17 protein-coding genes are annotated in these 15288 nt (G+C 73.6%); 5 read left to right on the top strand and 12 right to left on the bottom strand.

Annotation, left to right across the window (positions count from 1 at the left end; all coding sequences use genetic code 11):
- Positions 1 to 38 precede the first annotated feature (38 nt).
- A complete protein-coding gene (locus CUT44_RS16930; protein WP_100202703.1) occupies positions 39 to 632 on the top strand; it encodes a Uma2 family endonuclease in 594 nt (197 codons plus the stop codon).
- Between the two features lie 59 nt (positions 633 to 691).
- On the opposite strand, the gene CUT44_RS16925 is transcribed toward CUT44_RS16930, so the two are convergent.
- Positions 692 to 1945, bottom strand: coding sequence for an MFS transporter (locus tag CUT44_RS16925; protein ID WP_100202702.1), 1254 nt, complete (start codon positions 1943 to 1945; stop codon positions 692 to 694).
- Positions 1946 to 2064: 119 nt separating this feature from the next.
- Here CUT44_RS16925 and CUT44_RS16920 point away from each other — a divergent pair, with 119 nt between their 5' ends.
- Complete coding sequence (locus tag CUT44_RS16920) at positions 2065 to 3021, top strand: LysR family transcriptional regulator (protein WP_100202701.1); 957 nt, start codon at positions 2065 to 2067, stop codon at positions 3019 to 3021.
- 30 nt (positions 3022 to 3051) lie between these two features.
- Here CUT44_RS16920 and CUT44_RS16915 read toward each other — a convergent pair whose 3' ends face one another.
- The gene (locus CUT44_RS16915) at positions 3052 to 3807 is read right to left on the bottom strand and encodes an alpha/beta hydrolase (protein ID WP_100202700.1); all 756 of its coding nucleotides are present in this window, start codon (positions 3805 to 3807) and stop codon (positions 3052 to 3054) included.
- Between the two features lie 171 nt (positions 3808 to 3978).
- On the opposite strand from CUT44_RS16915, the gene CUT44_RS16910 reads away from it, so the two are divergent.
- Positions 3979 to 5118, top strand: a complete 1140-nt coding sequence (locus CUT44_RS16910; protein ID WP_100202699.1) for an adenosine deaminase — start codon at positions 3979 to 3981, stop codon at positions 5116 to 5118.
- 156 nt (positions 5119 to 5274) lie between these two features.
- Complete coding sequence (locus tag CUT44_RS16905) at positions 5275 to 5655, top strand: ATP-binding protein (RefSeq protein ID WP_100202698.1); 381 nt, start codon at positions 5275 to 5277, stop codon at positions 5653 to 5655.
- Between the two features lie 103 nt (positions 5656 to 5758).
- Here CUT44_RS16905 and CUT44_RS16900 read toward each other — a convergent pair whose 3' ends face one another.
- From CUT44_RS16900 to CUT44_RS16880, 6 genes are all read right to left on the bottom strand, one after another.
- The gene (locus CUT44_RS16900) at positions 5759 to 5965 is read right to left on the bottom strand and encodes a PspC domain-containing protein (protein WP_100202697.1); all 207 of its coding nucleotides are present in this window, start codon (positions 5963 to 5965) and stop codon (positions 5759 to 5761) included.
- A gap of 87 nt (positions 5966 to 6052) precedes the next feature.
- Positions 6053 to 6604: a VanZ family protein gene (locus tag CUT44_RS16895; RefSeq protein WP_100202696.1), complete on the bottom strand. Its 552-nt coding sequence runs from the start codon at positions 6602 to 6604 to the stop codon at positions 6053 to 6055.
- A gap of 75 nt (positions 6605 to 6679) precedes the next feature.
- Positions 6680 to 7333 (bottom strand): hypothetical protein, encoded by a 654-nt coding sequence (locus CUT44_RS16890; RefSeq protein ID WP_100202695.1) that lies wholly within the window; start codon positions 7331 to 7333, stop codon positions 6680 to 6682.
- A complete protein-coding gene (locus CUT44_RS16885) occupies positions 7330 to 8955 on the bottom strand; it encodes a sensor histidine kinase (protein ID WP_100202757.1) in 1626 nt (541 codons plus the stop codon). The genes CUT44_RS16890 and CUT44_RS16885 overlap by 4 nt, the downstream gene beginning before the upstream one ends.
- Positions 8956 to 8975: 20 nt before the next feature.
- A complete protein-coding gene (locus CUT44_RS33150; RefSeq protein ID WP_158239622.1) occupies positions 8976 to 9152 on the bottom strand; it encodes a hypothetical protein in 177 nt (58 codons plus the stop codon).
- Complete coding sequence (locus CUT44_RS16880; protein WP_199185734.1) at positions 9149 to 9826, bottom strand: response regulator transcription factor; 678 nt, start codon at positions 9824 to 9826, stop codon at positions 9149 to 9151. Before CUT44_RS16880 ends, CUT44_RS33150 begins: the two co-directional genes overlap by 4 nt.
- 225 nt (positions 9827 to 10051) lie before the next feature.
- Here CUT44_RS16880 and CUT44_RS16875 point away from each other — a divergent pair, with 225 nt between their 5' ends.
- Entirely contained in the window at positions 10052 to 10837 is a 786-nt protein-coding gene (locus CUT44_RS16875) for a SigE family RNA polymerase sigma factor (RefSeq protein ID WP_100202693.1), read from the top strand.
- 180 nt (positions 10838 to 11017) lie between these two features.
- On the opposite strand, the gene CUT44_RS16870 is transcribed toward CUT44_RS16875, so the two are convergent.
- The 4 genes from CUT44_RS16870 to deoC all read right to left on the bottom strand — a co-directional run bounded on the left by CUT44_RS16870 (position 11018) and on the right by deoC (position 15178).
- Positions 11018 to 11635 carry an ATP-binding protein gene (locus CUT44_RS16870; protein WP_233221442.1) on the bottom strand — a complete coding sequence of 206 codons (618 nt, stop codon included), beginning with the start codon at positions 11633 to 11635 and terminating at the stop codon, positions 11018 to 11020.
- Positions 11636 to 11797: 162 nt separating this feature from the next.
- The gene (locus CUT44_RS16865; protein WP_408646753.1) at positions 11798 to 12709 is read right to left on the bottom strand and encodes an aldehyde dehydrogenase family protein; all 912 of its coding nucleotides are present in this window, start codon (positions 12707 to 12709) and stop codon (positions 11798 to 11800) included.
- Positions 12702 to 14165 (bottom strand): aldehyde dehydrogenase family protein, encoded by a 1464-nt coding sequence (locus CUT44_RS16860; protein ID WP_100202690.1) that lies wholly within the window; start codon positions 14163 to 14165, stop codon positions 12702 to 12704. The genes CUT44_RS16865 and CUT44_RS16860 overlap by 8 nt, the downstream gene beginning before the upstream one ends.
- Positions 14166 to 14170: 5 nt before the next feature.
- The gene (gene deoC, locus CUT44_RS16855) at positions 14171 to 15178 is read right to left on the bottom strand and encodes a deoxyribose-phosphate aldolase (protein ID WP_100202756.1); all 1008 of its coding nucleotides are present in this window, start codon (positions 15176 to 15178) and stop codon (positions 14171 to 14173) included.
- Positions 15179 to 15288: the final 110 nt, after the last annotated feature.

Here is a 15288-nt window from a genome sequence, read left to right as displayed (position 1 = left end):
ATGCTGGGATCGGTGACGTACCGATAGAGGAGACCGCCATGAGCGCACTCACCGTCGATCCGGGGCCGGGGCACGCCTGGGACTGGGACGACCTGGTCCGGCTCTGGGAGGAGACGGACTGGCCCGAGGGCTGCAAGGTGGAGATCATCGATGGGATCATCACCGTGTCACCACCGCCTGCCAGTGAGCACAACATCATCGCCGCAAGGCTGCAGCGTGTGCTGGACAGGTCGATTCCGGAGGACTGGTACGTCTACCAGACCCAGGGCGTCTCCGTTCCGTCCCGTGGCGGCATCTACATCCCCGATCTGGTGGTCATGTCGGAAGCCGTGCTGGAGACGGCGCCCGGCTCGTCCGTGCCGGCCGGTGAGGCGGAACTCGTCGTGGAGATCACCTCCCCGTCCAACGCCCGTCACGACCGGCTCAGCAAGCCCGCCGGGTACGCCCGGGCCGGGGTGCCGCTGTACCTCCTCGTCGACCGCTGGGCCCCGGGCGGCCCGACCGTGACGCTGTACGGGGAGCCGAAGGGTGACGTCTACCGGGTGCTGCACTCCGGCAAGTTCGGGGACAAGGTCCACCTCCCCGCTCCCTTCGACTTCGCGGTCGACACGGGCATCTTCCCCGCCGGTTGAGGGTCGGCCCACGCTCCGACGGAGCGTGGGCCGACCCTCAACCGGGCCACCCGGCGCGCTCAGCCCCGCGCCACCACCGGCGAGGAAGTCCGGCGCGCGGCCAGTGCGCGCCGGGTGGCGTAGAGGGTGATCCCCGCGGCGGCCACCAGCGCGCTCAGGGTCAGGGCGACCGTCGCGCTCCAGCCCGCCGCGTGGTAGGCGATCGCGCCCAGCGAGGCGCCCAGCGAGCTGCCCAGGTAGTACGCCATCTGGTACAGCGCCGCGGCCTGCGCCCGGCCGGTGGTGGCGGTGCGGCTCACGGAGCTGGACGCCACCGCGTGCCCGGCGAAGAAGCCCGCCGTGACCAGGACCAGGCCCAGCAGGACGGCCGTCAGATCCGTGCCCAGGGTCAGCAGCAGGCCGGTGGCCGTCGTGCCGATGGCCAGGTAGAGCGCGCCGCGCCGGCCCAGCCGCCCGATCAGGCGGCCGGCCGCCGCCGAGGAGGCGGTGCCGACCAGGTAGATCACGAAGATCGAGCCGACCAGGCCCTGGGAGAGTCCGAAGGGCTCGGCCACCAGCCGGTAGCCGATCACCGTGTAGACGGCGCCGAAGACCGTCATGAACAGCAGTCCCAGCGAGTACAGCCGCACCAGCAGTCCGTCGGACAGGTGACCGCGCACCACCCGCAGCATCTCGGCGGGACGCGCCGAGGCCGGGACGAAGTTCCGTGCCTTCGGGATCAGCAGCCGGTAGACGACCGCGCACACCAGGGCCAGCACGCCCACCGCCGCCAGCCCCGTGCGCCAGCCCCAGCCCTCGGCCACCCAGCCGGTGAGGACGCGGCCGGTCATCCCGCCGACGCTGTTGCCCGCCACGAACAGTCCGACGGCGCCGATCAGCGCCCGCGGGTGCAGCTCGTCCGCCAGATACGCCGTCGCCGCGGCCGGGATGCCCGCGATGGCCGCGCCCTGCAGCGCGCGCAGCGCGATCAGGGTCTCCAGGTTCGGCGCGAACGGCAGTACCAGCGCGATCGCGACCGCGACCGCGAGGGAGCCCGTCATCAGCGTCCGCCGCCCGAAGCGCTCCGAGAGGGTGGCCAGCGGCAGGACGGCGACCGCGAGACCGATGGTGGCGGCGGAAACCGTCCAGCTGGCCTGGCCCGGTGTCACGCCGAGGTCGGCGGAGAGGGTGGGCAGCAGGGGCTGGGTGGAGAACAGCAGGGCGAAGGTCGCCAGGCCCATGGCGAACAGGGCCAGGCTGACCCGCCGGGGAGCGGGGGGACGCTGCGGAGAGGCACCCGTGCGGGCGGGCGCCCCGGTATCGACGGAAGGCATGTCTCGAACGTACGATCAACGATCTGATGCGTCCAATGCACAAAATCGAAGATTTTCATGCGCATATGCATAAGCAGAGGTGAGGGGGTGCCGTGTCACCGGACGGCAACAGGAAAGACATGAGGGTTACGTCGGACACATCCCGGTCCGCCGAGTCCGTGCCCGCCATCACGCACGACTCCTGGGCGGCCCGGCTCACCCCGCGCCTGGCGCAGTTCGTGGCGGTCGCCCGCCATGAGCACGTGACGCGCGCGGCGGGCGGGCTGGGGGTGCCGCAGTCCACGCTCAGCCGGGCGATGGCCCGGCTGGAGGAGGACCTGGGCGTCGACCTGTTCTCCCGCCGCGGCCGCACCGTCTCCCTCACGCCCGCCGGCCGTACGTTCCTCACCTCGGTGGAGCGTGCGCTGGGCGCGGTGGAGCAGGCCGCCGAGGCGGTGCGCGCCGACGCCGACCCGGCCACCGGGAAGGTCGCCTTCGGGTTCCTGCACACCTTCGGCTTCGAGACCGTTCCCGGCCTGATCCGCTCCTTCCGCGCCGACCACCCCCGGGTGCGCTTCTCGCTGATCCAGACGTACAGCGAGGCGATGGTCGAGCGGTTGCGCGCCGGGGATCTGGACCTGTGCCTGACCTCCCCGATCCCCGAGGCACCGGATCTGGTGGTCCGCCGGCTGGGCGAGCAGCGGCTGCGGCTGACCGTGCCCGAGGACCACCCGCTGGCCCGGCGCCGCCGCATCCGGCTGGCGGAGGCGGCCGAGGAGCCGTTCATCACCCTGGAGCCGGGCTACGGAATGCGCCGCATCTTCGACGCGCTCTGCGCCGAGGCGGGGTTCCGGCCGCGGATCGCCTTCGAGGGGGAGGAGGCCGAGACGCTGCGCGGGCTGGTGGCGGCCGGGCTGGGGGTGGCGCTGCTGCCGCCGCCGACGGTGGCCCGGCCGGGGGTGCGGGAGCTGACGGTCACCGAGCCGCGCGCGGTGCGGGAGATCGGGGTGGCCTGGGTGGAGGGCCGCCCGGACACCCCGCCGGTGGCGGCCTTCAAGAAGTTCCTGCTGAGCCGCCGCGGACGGCTGCTGGCGTGAGGGCCGGGCGTACGGACCGGCGCGGTGCCGTCAGGGGCGCAGGGCGCGGCCGAAGCCCGCGGCCAGCGGCATCCGCAGGCCCAGCGGCGGCGGGGCCGCCAGCGCGTCGGCCAGCGGGCGGGCGAAGTCCCGGTCGCACAGCGAGCCGACGACGAAGTTCTCGGCCAGGGCGACGACCTCGGTCCGGTGCTGCCGCAGGGCGTGGCCGTCGGTGTGGACCTCGAAGCGGCAGACGTCCGGGTTGACCTTCTTGGCGCGTGCCGCCAGGTGGTAGGAGAGCTCGGGCGCGGTGTGCTCGTCGTCCGTGCCGTGCACCAGCAGCACCGTGCGTCCGGCCAGCTGCTCCACCGGCTCCGGTGCGCCGTCCCCGGGGCCGGCCGGCAGCCAGGGGGCCAGTGCCAGTACGGAGACCACGGCCGGGTGGCCGGCGGCCCGCAGCGCCGCCCGGGCGCCCATGTCCCAGCCCGCCAGACACACGGGTACGTCGCCGTAGCGCCGTACGACCTGCTCCAGTGCCCACTCCGCGTCCCGGACCGGGTGGGCGGCCGGGCCGTTCCAGCCGCGGTAGCGGTAGTGGACGACATGGGCCGCCAGCGCCTCGCCCGCTCCGGCCCGGGTCAGCCGGCGGGCCAGCGGCAGCGTCGCCGCCGCGGCCCGGGAGGAGCGCCGGCGGGTGCTCACGGCCTGTCCCCCCGGCAGCAGCAGAACAACTCCCTGTACCGACCGGTCGGCGCCGAACGCCCGCCCCAGCCGCGCGTCCCGGCGCGGCAACGCCTGCTGAGCCATGGCAGAACCATGGCAGAAGCCCGGGTGTACCGGTGGTGTCGTGCGGTCACCATTGAATATCGAACCTTCCAGGGAGCGCGCGGAAGGGCGGGCGGAACGCGGTGCGCGGACGGGGCGCCGGGCGGCCGGGAGCAGGATGATATCTACGCGCGTAGGCGCTAGAGTGCGGCAATGACGAGCGAGACTGTCACCACCGTCCCCACCGCCGACCAGATCCGCCGTGCCCCCAAGGTGCTGCTGCACGACCACCTCGACGGCGGCCTCCGTCCGGCCACCGTCGCCGAACTCGCCCGCGCCACCGGTTACGACGGTCTGCCCGAGACCGATCCGGAGGCGCTGGGCGCCTGGTTCCGCGAGGCCGCCGACTCCGGTTCGCTGGAGCGTTATCTGGAGACCTTCGCCCACACCTGCGCGGTCATGCAGACCCGCGAGGCGCTGGTGCGGGTCGCGGCCGAGTGCGCCGAGGACCTGGCGGCCGACGGTGTGGTGTACGCGGAGGTGCGGTACGCGCCCGAGCAGCACCTGGAGCGGGGGCTGACCCTGGAGGAGGTCGTCGAGGCCGTCAACGAGGGCTTCCGGGAGGGCGAGCGCCGGGCCCGCGAGGCCGGGCACCGCATCCGGGTCGGCGTGCTGCTCACCGCCATGCGGCACGCCGCCCGCTCCCTGGAGATCGCCGAGCTCGCCAACCGGTACCGGGACGCGGGCGTGGTCGGCTTCGACATCGCGGGCGCCGAGGCGGGCCACCCGCCCACCCGTCATCTGGACGCCTTCGAGTACCTCAAGCGAGAGAACAACCACTTCACCATCCACGCCGGGGAGGCGTTCGGGCTGCCCTCGATCTGGCAGGCCCTCCAGTGGTGCGGCGCCGACCGGCTCGGTCACGGGGTGCGCATCATCGACGACATCCAGGTCGCGGAGGACGGCTCGGTGAAGCTCGGGCGGCTGGCGGCGTACGTGCGGGACAGGCGCGTCCCGCTGGAGATGTGCCCGACCTCCAACCTGCAGACCGGGGCGGCCCCCTCGTACGCCGAGCACCCCATCGGGCTGCTGCGGCGGCTGCGCTTCCGGGTCACGGTCAACACCGACAACCGGCTGATGAGCGGCACCGGTATGAGCCGCGAGTTCGAGCACCTGGTGGAGACGTTCGGCTACACCCTCGACGACATGCAGTGGTTCACCGTCAATGCGATGAAATCGGCCTTCATTCCTTTTGATGAACGGCTGGCCATGATCAATGACGTGATCAAGCCCGGGTACGCCGAGCTGAAGTCCGAGTGGCTGTTCCGGGAGGCTGCTGCGGCAGGGCGGTGACCAGGGGATACGTCCTGCCGTCGAAGGGAGGGGCGGGAGGTCCGGGACGGCCGGATATCCCGACACTCGCTGTTTGCGGGTGTTTGCGGAGGGTGTGACGTTCTGGCTACTTTCGCGAGGCCGCCCCAACCCATCCACAAGAGGACGTAGCAGCTGATGAAGCAGCGAACCATGAAGACACTCGGCGCCGCCGTGCTCGGTGTCGCCGTCGCCGTCGCCGGTGCCGGGACCGCCTCCGCGGCGCCCGCCCTGCCGGGCGTTCCGGTCGTCGGGCAGCTCGCCGGCACTCTGACGAAGGCGCTGCCCGCCCTCAGTCCCGCACCCGCCCCCCAGGCCGCTCCGGCACCTCAGCAGGAGGCGCCGCGGACGCTGCCCGCTCCCGCTCCCGAGCAGGCGCCCCAGCAGGAGGCGCCGCGGACGCTGCCGGCCCCCGCTCCCCAGCAGGCGCCCCAGCAGGAGCCGGTGCGGGCCCTCGTCGGAGGCAAGTCGCTCCAGCAGCTCACGGGATCGCTTCCGCTGGCCAAGGGCCTCGGCTGACGCCGTACCGCACGCCTCCGGGATCCTCCTCCCCGGGAGACGAACGGCGGGCCGTACACCGGATCCGGTGTACGGCCCGCCGTGACGCGCGCCCGCAGCGGTGTCACCAGTTGCCGGCCCGATGGACCTTCCGCTCGTCCGGGAGCATGATCCACAGGACGATGTAGATCAGGAACTGCGGCCCCGGGAGCAGGCAGGAGATCAGGAAGATCGCCCGCATCGTGTTCGCGGAGACGCCGAAGCGCCGGGCCAGTCCGGCGCACACACCGGCGATCATCCGGTTGTCATCGGGGCGGACAAGTGCGGCCATGGCTGTGACTCCTTCGTTCGTCCGGAACGCTGTTGTTCGCCGGGTACCCAATTCACGGTAGGCGGAGCGTCGCGGACGGACGTCGGTCTACGGGGCGATCCCGACCCCCGTGGTCCTCGGGGTCGCCCCCCGGTTCTCGTCGTCCGGACGGCGGACCCGGACACGGGCCAGGTCCTTCCGGTGGGCGGTGCGCAGCCGGGCCCGCAGCGCCGGGTAGCACAGCAGATGGGCCAGGGCCACACCGGTGGTGTTGAGCAGCAGCGCGTCCACGTTCGCGACCTGCCCGGGCACGGCGGGCTGCACCAGTTCGATGCCGAGCGAGATCATCGCTCCGGCGAGGACCGTACGGGCCCAGGAGCCGAGCCGGGACGTCACCCGGCCCACCGCCATCGGCAGCAGTACGCCGAGCGGGGCGAGCAGCGCCAGTCCGCCGCCGATGCCCTCCAGCGCGGCCTGGGGGCCGGCCGCGAGGTCGGCGTGGACCGAGGCGAAGGGCCGCAGGTTCGCGGGGGACACCCAGGGCACGGACAGCGGCCGCAGCGTCAGCCAGCCGACGAACAGCAGGTGGCCGCACAGGAGTACGAGACCCGCTGTCCGGACGCGGTGTGCGGCGGGACCGCCGCGGTGTTGACGCTGCACAGCGACGAGGACGCCCGTGGTCCGGGAGGCGGTTCCCCGGGGCCCCGGCTTCCCTGGCCGTCACCCGATCGCCGCCTACGACGGCGGTGCGCCCGCCGTCCCCGCGGCTTCCGGACCGTTCCGCAGCGCGTCGGTGCACGAGTAGGCCGACGGGGCCCCGCGGCCCTCCTCCGGCTCCGGCTCCGCTCCTGTCCCCGGGCCCGGGCCCGGACCGCCGAGCACCACCGCGGGTTCCTGTCCGGTGGCGGCCGTGCCCGCGAACGTGCACACGATCTGGGCCAGCGCGAAGGGCGGCAGCCGGCCGGGCTCCTGGCTCAGCCGGAGGGTCTCGCGGGAGTCCTCCTCGTCCGGTGCGAGGACCTCCAGCGTGTGCGGCACCGCGGTGCCGAAGCCCGCCTCGTCCTCGGCCCGGGAGGGGGACTCCTGCAACTCGTCGAGGAGCGCGCGGGCCGTCCTCAGCCGTACGTCCGGGCCCTGCTCACCGGCCTTCACGGGCACGGTGCGCTCCACCGGCTCGACACCGCCGCCGCAGACGAGGAAGACGTCCACCCGGATGACCTCGTCCCCCGGTTGCCGCGCCTCCCCGGCGCCGGGCGCCGCACACGACACCCGGGACGGCGCCGCGCCCGCGTCCACCGGCACGGGCGTCGAACGGATGCCGCACCCGCCGAGCGTGAGGGCCGCCAGAACGACGGCGACGGCACGGGCGGTACGGTGCGCGGTCGTCATCGGTCGCCCTCCCCGCCGGTCCCGGTGCCCGCGCCGCCGCGGGTGCCGTCCTGGCCGGACTCCTGGTCGAGTTCCTGGCCGGCGCCCCGGTCGGGGTCCCGGTAGTCGTCCCGGTCGCGGTCCGGCGCGAGCCGGCTGGCGTCGCGAGGCAGCCGCAGGGTGAAGACCGCGCCGCCCCCGGGCGCGTTCTCCGCGGTGATCCGGCCCCCGTGGATGTGCGCGTTCTCCAGGGCGATCGACAGCCCGAGACCGCTGCCCTCCGACCGGGGCCGGGACGCGCTCGCCTTGTAGAAGCGGTCGAAGACGTGCGGCAGCACGTCCTCGGGGATGCCGGGTCCGTTGTCGGAGACCCGGATGACCAGTTCGTCCCCGCCCGCGGCGCGCCTCGCCGTGGCTGCCCCGGGCTTCCCGGTGCGCACCGAGACCCGCACCGGGGAGCCGCCGTGCTTGAGCGCGTTGCCGATCAGATTGGCCAGGATCACATCCAGCCGCCGCGGGTCGAGCCGGGCCATCACACCGCGGTCGGCGTCGAGCTCGACCGCGTCCAGCCAGGCGCGGGCGTCGACACAGGCCGTCACCTGGTCCGCGACATCGACGTCGTCCAGGACCAGTCTGGCCGTGCCCGCGTCGAAGCGGGTGACCTCCATCAGATTCTCCACCAGGTCGTTCAGCCGCCGGGTCTCGCTGACCACCAGTCCGACCGCGGGCGCGATCATGGGGTCGAGCGAGTCGGCCTCCTCCTCCAGCACCTCCGTCACCGCGGTGATCGCGGTCAGCGGCGTGCGCAGCTCGTGGGACATGTCCGCCACGAAGCGCCGGCTGGACTCCTCGCGGGCGCTCAGCTCCGCCACCCGCTTCTCCAGCGCCGCGGCGGTGCGGTTGAACGTGCGGGACAGCTCGGCCAGCTCGTCGGTCCCCGACACCTGCAGCCGGGTGTTCAGCTTCCCCTCGCCCAGCCGCCGCGCCGCGTCCCCCAGCCGCTGCACGGGCCGCAGCACCGTGGTGGCGGCGGCCTGCGCCAGCAGGGCGGAACCGACCAGCGCCAGCGCGGTGGCGATGCCCAGCGACCAGGCCAGGGAGCTGAGGTCGTCCCGCTCGGCCGCCAGCGACTTGAGCATGTAGCCCGTCGGCGCCGGCCGGCCGCCCTCGTCGATCACGGTCGCGCCGCTCACCAGGTACGGCTCGCCGTCCAGGTCGATCCGCTGCCAGTACAGGTGGTACTCGGCCGGGTTGGCGGCGTCGACCTCGCGTTTCCGGTTCACGGCGGTGCGCAGTGTCCGGGGCACGTCGTCCAGGGTGAAGTCCCCGTGCGACGCGGCCCGGCACGGCGGTCCGCCGGTCCGCCGGGAGATCAGCACGACCTCGTACCGCTCGGCGGAGTTCGCCATGGCGTCGGCCGCGTCCTGCAGCTCGTCGCAGGACGTGCGGCGGGAGACGGACCCCGCGGTGTCGCCCAGTGAGTCGCGGAAGTCGTTGAGCGCGGCGTCCTGGGCCCGGGTGAGGACGGCGTCGCGGTTGATCCAGTACGCGATTCCGGAGGCGGCCGCCGCGGCGATCAGTGCGACGAGCGCGAAGACCACCACGAGCCGCAGCCGCAGGCTCGTCAGCCGCAGCGCCCCCATGAACTTTCCGGGGATCCCGCTCACAGTTCCTCCTCGTGGGCCCCGCCGTGCCGGGGCGCGGCCCCCGGGCCGGGGTGCGGGGCGGTGGCCCGGCGTACGTCGCCGGCCGCGGCGCGGGGCGGTCTTCTCCACCCGCTCGGCGCGGGCGCGGGTATCGCGGGAAGGCGCGGCCCGGCGGCCTCGCGTGCGTCGCTCACGCAGGGGGGTCCAGCCGGTAGCCCACCCCGCGCACCGTACGGATCAGGGTCGGGGAGGAGGGCACGTCCTCGACCTTCGCGCGCAGCCGCTGGACGCACGCGTCGACCAGCCGGGAGTCGCCGAGGTAGTCGTGCTCCCACACCAGCCGCAGCAACTGCTGCCGCGACAGCGCCTGCCCGGGGCGGCGGCTCAGTTCCAGCAGCAGCCGCAGTTCCGTCGGGGTCAGCTGCAGGTCCCTGCCGTTCTTGGTCACCGTCATCGCGGAGCGGTCGATGACCAGCGCGCCGAAGGCCGCCGAGTCGTTCGCCTCACGTTCGCCGCGCCGCATCACCGCGCGGATACGGGCGTCCAGCACCCGTCCCTGCACCGGCTTGACGACGTAGTCGTCCGCACCCGACTCCAGGCCGACCACGACGTCGATGTCGTCGCTGCGCGCGGTCAGCAGGATGATCGGCAACTGGTCCGTGCGCCGGATGCGGCGGCACACCTCGAAGCCGTCGATGCCGGGCAGCATGACGTCCAGCACGATCAGATCGGGCCGCTGCTCGCGCAGCAGCCTGAGACCGTCCTCGCCCGAGGCGGCGGTCACCACACGGTGGCCCTGCCGGGACAGGCCCATCTCCAGGGCCGTACGGACGGCCTCGTCGTCCTCGATCAGCAACAGGAATGGCACGCGCGCCATTCTGGCGCATCCCCCGCCCGTACTTCGACTGGCGGACACCCGGGATGCACGGGATACGCGGGATACCCGGAAAACCGGTCCGGTTCCGGGGCACGCCCGCTCCGCGCCCTGTGACACCCCTGTGACAGAGGGAGGACCCGGCCATGAAACTGCCGCGGCAGTGTATTCGGCACAGCAAGGCGAGCGAACGGGCTGGCTCTACGAGGGGGGCGCGAGATGACCACACTGCACAGCACCATCACCAGCGCAGTTATCCACACGCATCCGCGCACCCCGGCGGTTCCCGCCCGGAGCAGGGAGAGGTCCGGCGGCCCGGGCACTCCGGAGGCCGGCACGGCGAGACGAGGGGGAGGGTGCGTCCGTAACGCCGGGCGGCAGCGGCCGGCGCACATCGCCGCCGTGGGGGAGGCGGCCGTCGGGGGCGGCCGCCGGGGGGACGAGGCGTACGGGGAGGCACCGGGGGAGCGGCGCCAGGGCGTGTCGGAGGCGGAGTTCACCGCCTACGTCCGCGAGCGCCGCGCCTCCCTGTACGCCACCGCCTACCACCTGACGGGGGACCGGCACGAGGCCGAGGACCTGCTGCAGAGCGCACTGTTCTCCACCTACCGCGCCTGGGAGCGGATCAGCGACAAGGCCGCGGTCGGCGGCTACCTCCGCCGCACCATGACGAACCTGCACATCAGCGCCTGGCGCCGCCGCAAGCTCAACGAGTACCCGACCGAGGAACTGCCCGAGGCGGCGGGCGAGAACGACGCGATGCGCGGCACCGAACTGCGCGCGGTCCTGTGGCAGGCGCTGGCGCGGCTGCCCGAGACGCAGCGCACCATGCTGGTCCTGCGCTACTACGAGGGCCGCACGGACCCGGAGATCGCCGACATCCTGAACATCAGCGTCGGCACGGTCAAGAGCAGCATCTGGCGTTCCCTGCGCCGGCTGCGCGACGACCAGTCGCTCAGCTTCGGCCGGGACCTGGAGGAGAGCTTCGGCGAACTGGTCGCCTGACGGCCGGCGCCGGAGAACCGGGGGGACGGGGGAACGGGGGAGAACGGGGGCAGGGGGACGACGGGGGAACAGCGGGGGAAGCGGGAGCGGGTCCGGCCGGCCGGGGGGTGTGGCCGGACCCGCTCCCGTCGCGCGCCGTCGTACGCCCGGCCGCCCGGGGCCGTGGCCGGCGCGCGGGGCTCAGCGGCGCACGACCGAGGGCGCGCCGAGCTCCGCGATCCGGCCCAGGGCCTCGTCCCGGCCGCAGGCGTGGGCGCCGAGGGCGACCTGGTGGGCGACGATCGTGTGCTCGTCGCGCATCAGCGTCCAGCCGCGGCGGATCAGGACGGGCAGCGACTTGCGGCCCTCGCGCACGTCGCGGACCAGCCGCCGCCGGAAGGTGGTGCCGGGCCGGCCGCGCAGGCACAGGGCGTCGGCCAGCAGTCCCAGCTCCCGGCACCGTCCGGCGATCTCGGCGGCGAATATCCCCTCGGCGACGAACAGCCGGGCGCCGCGCAGGTCGAGCGCCTCCGTGCCGGTCCGGGCGCTCGCGGCGATGTCGTACACCGGCACGGCGGTGCGGCCGCGCTCGCACAGGGCGCCGATCGCGGCCACCGCGGCGTCCGCGTCCCAGGAGGCGGGGTCGTCCCAGTCGACCAGCCCGCTGCCGGGGAACCGGGGCAGGGACGGATCGCCGGTCTCCTTGTAGAAGTCGTCCAGCCGCAGCACGGGCAGTCCGGTGCGGGCGGCGAGCGAGGACTTTCCGGAGCCGGACGGTCCGGTCAACAGGATCACGCGGGCGGTGTCGGAGGAGGCCACGGAACACCATTGTCGGGCATGGCGGGAGGACTTCGTACCGGTGTGCCGGGCGGATGCCGGAGGCTTGAGGGGCTCGGGGTTCCTCAGGGGAACGGCCGGTGCCGCGGTGTCCGTACGCGGGACACCGCGGCACCGGCCGCCGCGGGGCGCGGGCGGGCGTGGTCAGACGCCGACGGGATGCCAGACGGTCTTGGTCTCCAGGAACGCCAGCATCCGCCCCGTCCCGGGGTCGGCGGACCAGTCGGCGCCGCCGTCCGCCGGGCGCAGCACCCGCTTGAGGTTCTCCGCCGCGGCGGCCTCCAGTTCCCTCGCCAGGCCGGCGTCGTCCGCGCCCGCCAGGTCGATCGCGTTGACGTCCTGGTGGGCGGCGAGCGGGGCGGCGAGCTCGGCGGTACGGCCGGACAGGATGTTGACCACGCCGCCGGGCAGGTCGGAGGTGGCCAGCACCTCGGCCAGCGAGAGCGCGGGCAGCGGGGCCCGCTCGCTCGTCACCACGACGGCGGTGTTGCCGGTGACGATCACCGGGGCGAGCACCGAGACCAGGCCGAGGAAGGCGGACTCCCGGGGCGCGAGCACGGCGACCACCCCGGTGGGCTCGGGGGTGGAGAGGTTGAGGTACGGGCCCGCCACCGGGTTGGCGCCGCCCGCCACCTGGGCGATCTTGTCGGACCAGCCCGCGTACCACACCCAGCGGTCCACGGCGGCGTCCACCCGCGCGGCGGCCTTCGCCCTCGACAGGCCCTCGGCGGCGGCGACCTCGGCGGTGAACTGCTCGCGGCGGCCCTCCAGCATCTCGGCGATCCGGTAGAGGATCTGGCCGCGGTTGTACGCGGTCGCCCCGGACCAGGGGCCGAACGCCTTCCGGGCGGCGACCACCGCGTCCCGGGCGTCCTTGCGGGACGCCAGCGGGGCGTTGGCCAGCCACCTGCCGCGTGTGTCGGTCACCTCGTACACCCGTCCGCTCTCGGAGCGGGGGAACTTCCCCCCGACGAACAGCTTGTAGGTCTTCAGGACGCTCAGCCGCGTGCGCGCGGTGCCGCCGTTACCACCGGACATCTCAGACATCTCAGACATCGAGGTACGCCTCCAGACCGTGACGGCCGCCCTCGCGGCCGAAGCCCGACTCCCGGTAACCGCCGAAGGGCGAGGCCGGGTCGAACTTGTTGAACGTGTTGGCCCACACCACACCGGCCCGCAGCCGGTCCGCCATCGCCAGGATGCGGGAGCCCTTCTCCGTCCACACGCCCGCCGACAGGCCGTACGGCGTGTTGTTGGCCTTGGCCACGGCCTCGTCGGGGGTGCGGAAGGTCAGCACGGACAGGACCGGGCCGAAGATCTCCTCGCGGGCGATGCGGTGGGCCTGGGTGACGTTCGTGAAGACCGTCGGCGCGAACCAGTAGCCCCGTTCGGGCAGCTCGCAGGCCGGGGACCAGCGCTCGGCGCCCTCGGCCTCGCCGCTGTCGGCGAGCTCGGTGATGCGGGCGAGCTGCTCGGCGGAGTTGATGGCGCCGACGTCGGTGTTCTTGTCCAGCGGGTCGCCGACCCGCAGGGTGGCCAGCCGGCGCCTGAGCGCGTCCAGCAGTTCGTCCTGGACCGACTCCTGCACCAGCAGGCGGGAGCCCGCGCAGCACACCTGGCCCTGGTTGAAGTAGATGCCGTTCACGATGCCCTCGACGGCCTGGTCGATGGGCGCGTCGTCGAAGACGATGTTGGCGCCCTTGCCGCCCAGCTCCAGGGTGAGCTTCTTGCGCGTGCCCGCCACGGTGCGCGCGATCTGCTTCCCGACGGCGGTGGAGCCGGTGAAGGCGACCTTGTCGACGCCCTCGTGCGCGACCAGCGCGGCGCCGGTGGAGCCGTCGCCGGTGAGGATGTTGACCACGCCCGGCGGCAGCCCGGCCTGGCGGCAGACGTCCGCGAAGAACAGCGCGGACAGCGGGGTGGTCTCGGCGGGCTTGAGGACGACGGTGTTGCCGCAGGCCAGCGCCGGGGCGATCTTCCAGGCGAGCATCAGCAGCGGGAAGTTCCACGGGATGACCTGGGCGGCCACGCCCAGTGGACGCGGGTCCGGCCCGCTCGTGCCGTTGTGCGGGCTCCGCCCGAGGGCCGCGTGGGCGAGCTTGTCGGCCCAGCCCGCGTAGTAGAAGAAGTGCGCGGCGACCAGCGGCAGGTCCGCGTCCCGGGTCTCGCGGATCGGCTTGCCGTTGTCCAGGGTCTCCAGGACGGCCAGTTCGCGGGAGCGCTCCTGGACGATCCGGGCGATCCGGAACAGGTACTTGGCGCGCTCGGCGCCGGGCAGCGCCGACCAGGGGCCGAAGGCGCGGCGGGCGGCGGCCACGGCCGCGTCCACGTCCTCGTCGCCGGCGTGGGCGACCTCGGACAGCACCTCCTCGGTGGCCGGCGAGACGGTCTTGAGGACCCGGCCGCCGGCGGCCTCGCGGAACTCGCCGTCCACGAACAGTCCGTAGGAGGGGGCGATGTCGACGACCGCGCGGGACTCGGGCGCGGGCGCGTACTCGAACAGAGGGCTCATCGTGATCAGTCCACCGTCACGTAGTCGGGGCCGGAGTAGCGCCCGGTGGTCAGCTTCTGGCGCTGCATCAGCAGGTCGTTGAGGAGGCTGGAGGCACCGAGGCGGAACCGGTCGGGGCGCAGCCAGTCGTCGCCGAGGGTCTCGTTCACCAGCACCAGGTACTTGAGTGCGTCCTTGGTGGTGCGGATGCCGCCCGCGGGCTTGACGCCGATCACGGTGCCGGTGGCGGCGCGGAAGTCGCGCACCGCCTCCAGCATCACCAGGGTGTTCGCCGGGGTGGCGCTGACGCCCACCTTGCCGGTGGAGGTCTTGATGAAGTCCGCCCCGGCGAGCATCGCCAGCCAGGAGGCGCGGCGGATGTTGTCGTAGGTGGCCAGTTCGCCGTTCTCGAAGATCACCTTCAGGTGCGCGTCCTCGCCGCCTTCGCGGGCGCAGGCCTCCTTCACGGCCCTGATCTCCTCGAGGACCTGGAGGTAGCGGCCGGAGAGGAAGGCGCCGCGGTCGATGACCATGTCGATCTCGTCGGCCCCGGCGGCCACCGCGCCGCGGGTGTCGGCCAGCTTGACGTCCAGCGCGGCGCGGCCGGCCGGGAAGGCGGTGGCGACGGAGGCGACCTTGACGGTCCGGCCCTCCCGGCCACCGGCGGCGTCCAGGGCCTGCCGGGCGGTGGCCACCATGTCCGGGTAGACGCAGATCGCGGCCACCCTCGGGGCGGTGCGGTCGGTGGGGTCGGGGTGGACGCCCTTGGCGCACAGCGCCCCGATCTTGCCGGGGGTGTCGGCGCCTTCCAGGGTGGTCAGATCGATCATCGAGATGGCCAGGTCGATGGCGAAGGCCTTGGCCGAGGTCTTGATCGAACGGGTGCCGAGCGCGGCGGCGCGGGCTTCGAGGCCGACCGCGTCGACCCCGGGCAGGCCGTGCAGGAAGCGGCGCAGCGCGGCGTCGGACGCGGTGGCGTCCGCGAACGCCGGGGGCGGCGCTTCGGACGCGGTGGTGGGAGGCGAGGCAGGCATGGTCACCAGACGAGCATATCTACGCGCGTAGCGGCTGTCATCCCCCATCCCCCACCCGGCGCACCGCGGCCCGGTACCCGGCGTCCGATGCGGGCGGCGTCCGGCGGGGA

Source organism: Streptomyces carminius (assembly GCF_002794255.1).
GTDB lineage: Bacteria > Actinomycetota > Actinomycetes > Streptomycetales > Streptomycetaceae > Streptomyces > Streptomyces carminius.
The sequence above is the reverse complement of the archived record's forward strand: the minus strand, read 5'-3'. Positions and strand labels throughout refer to the sequence as shown.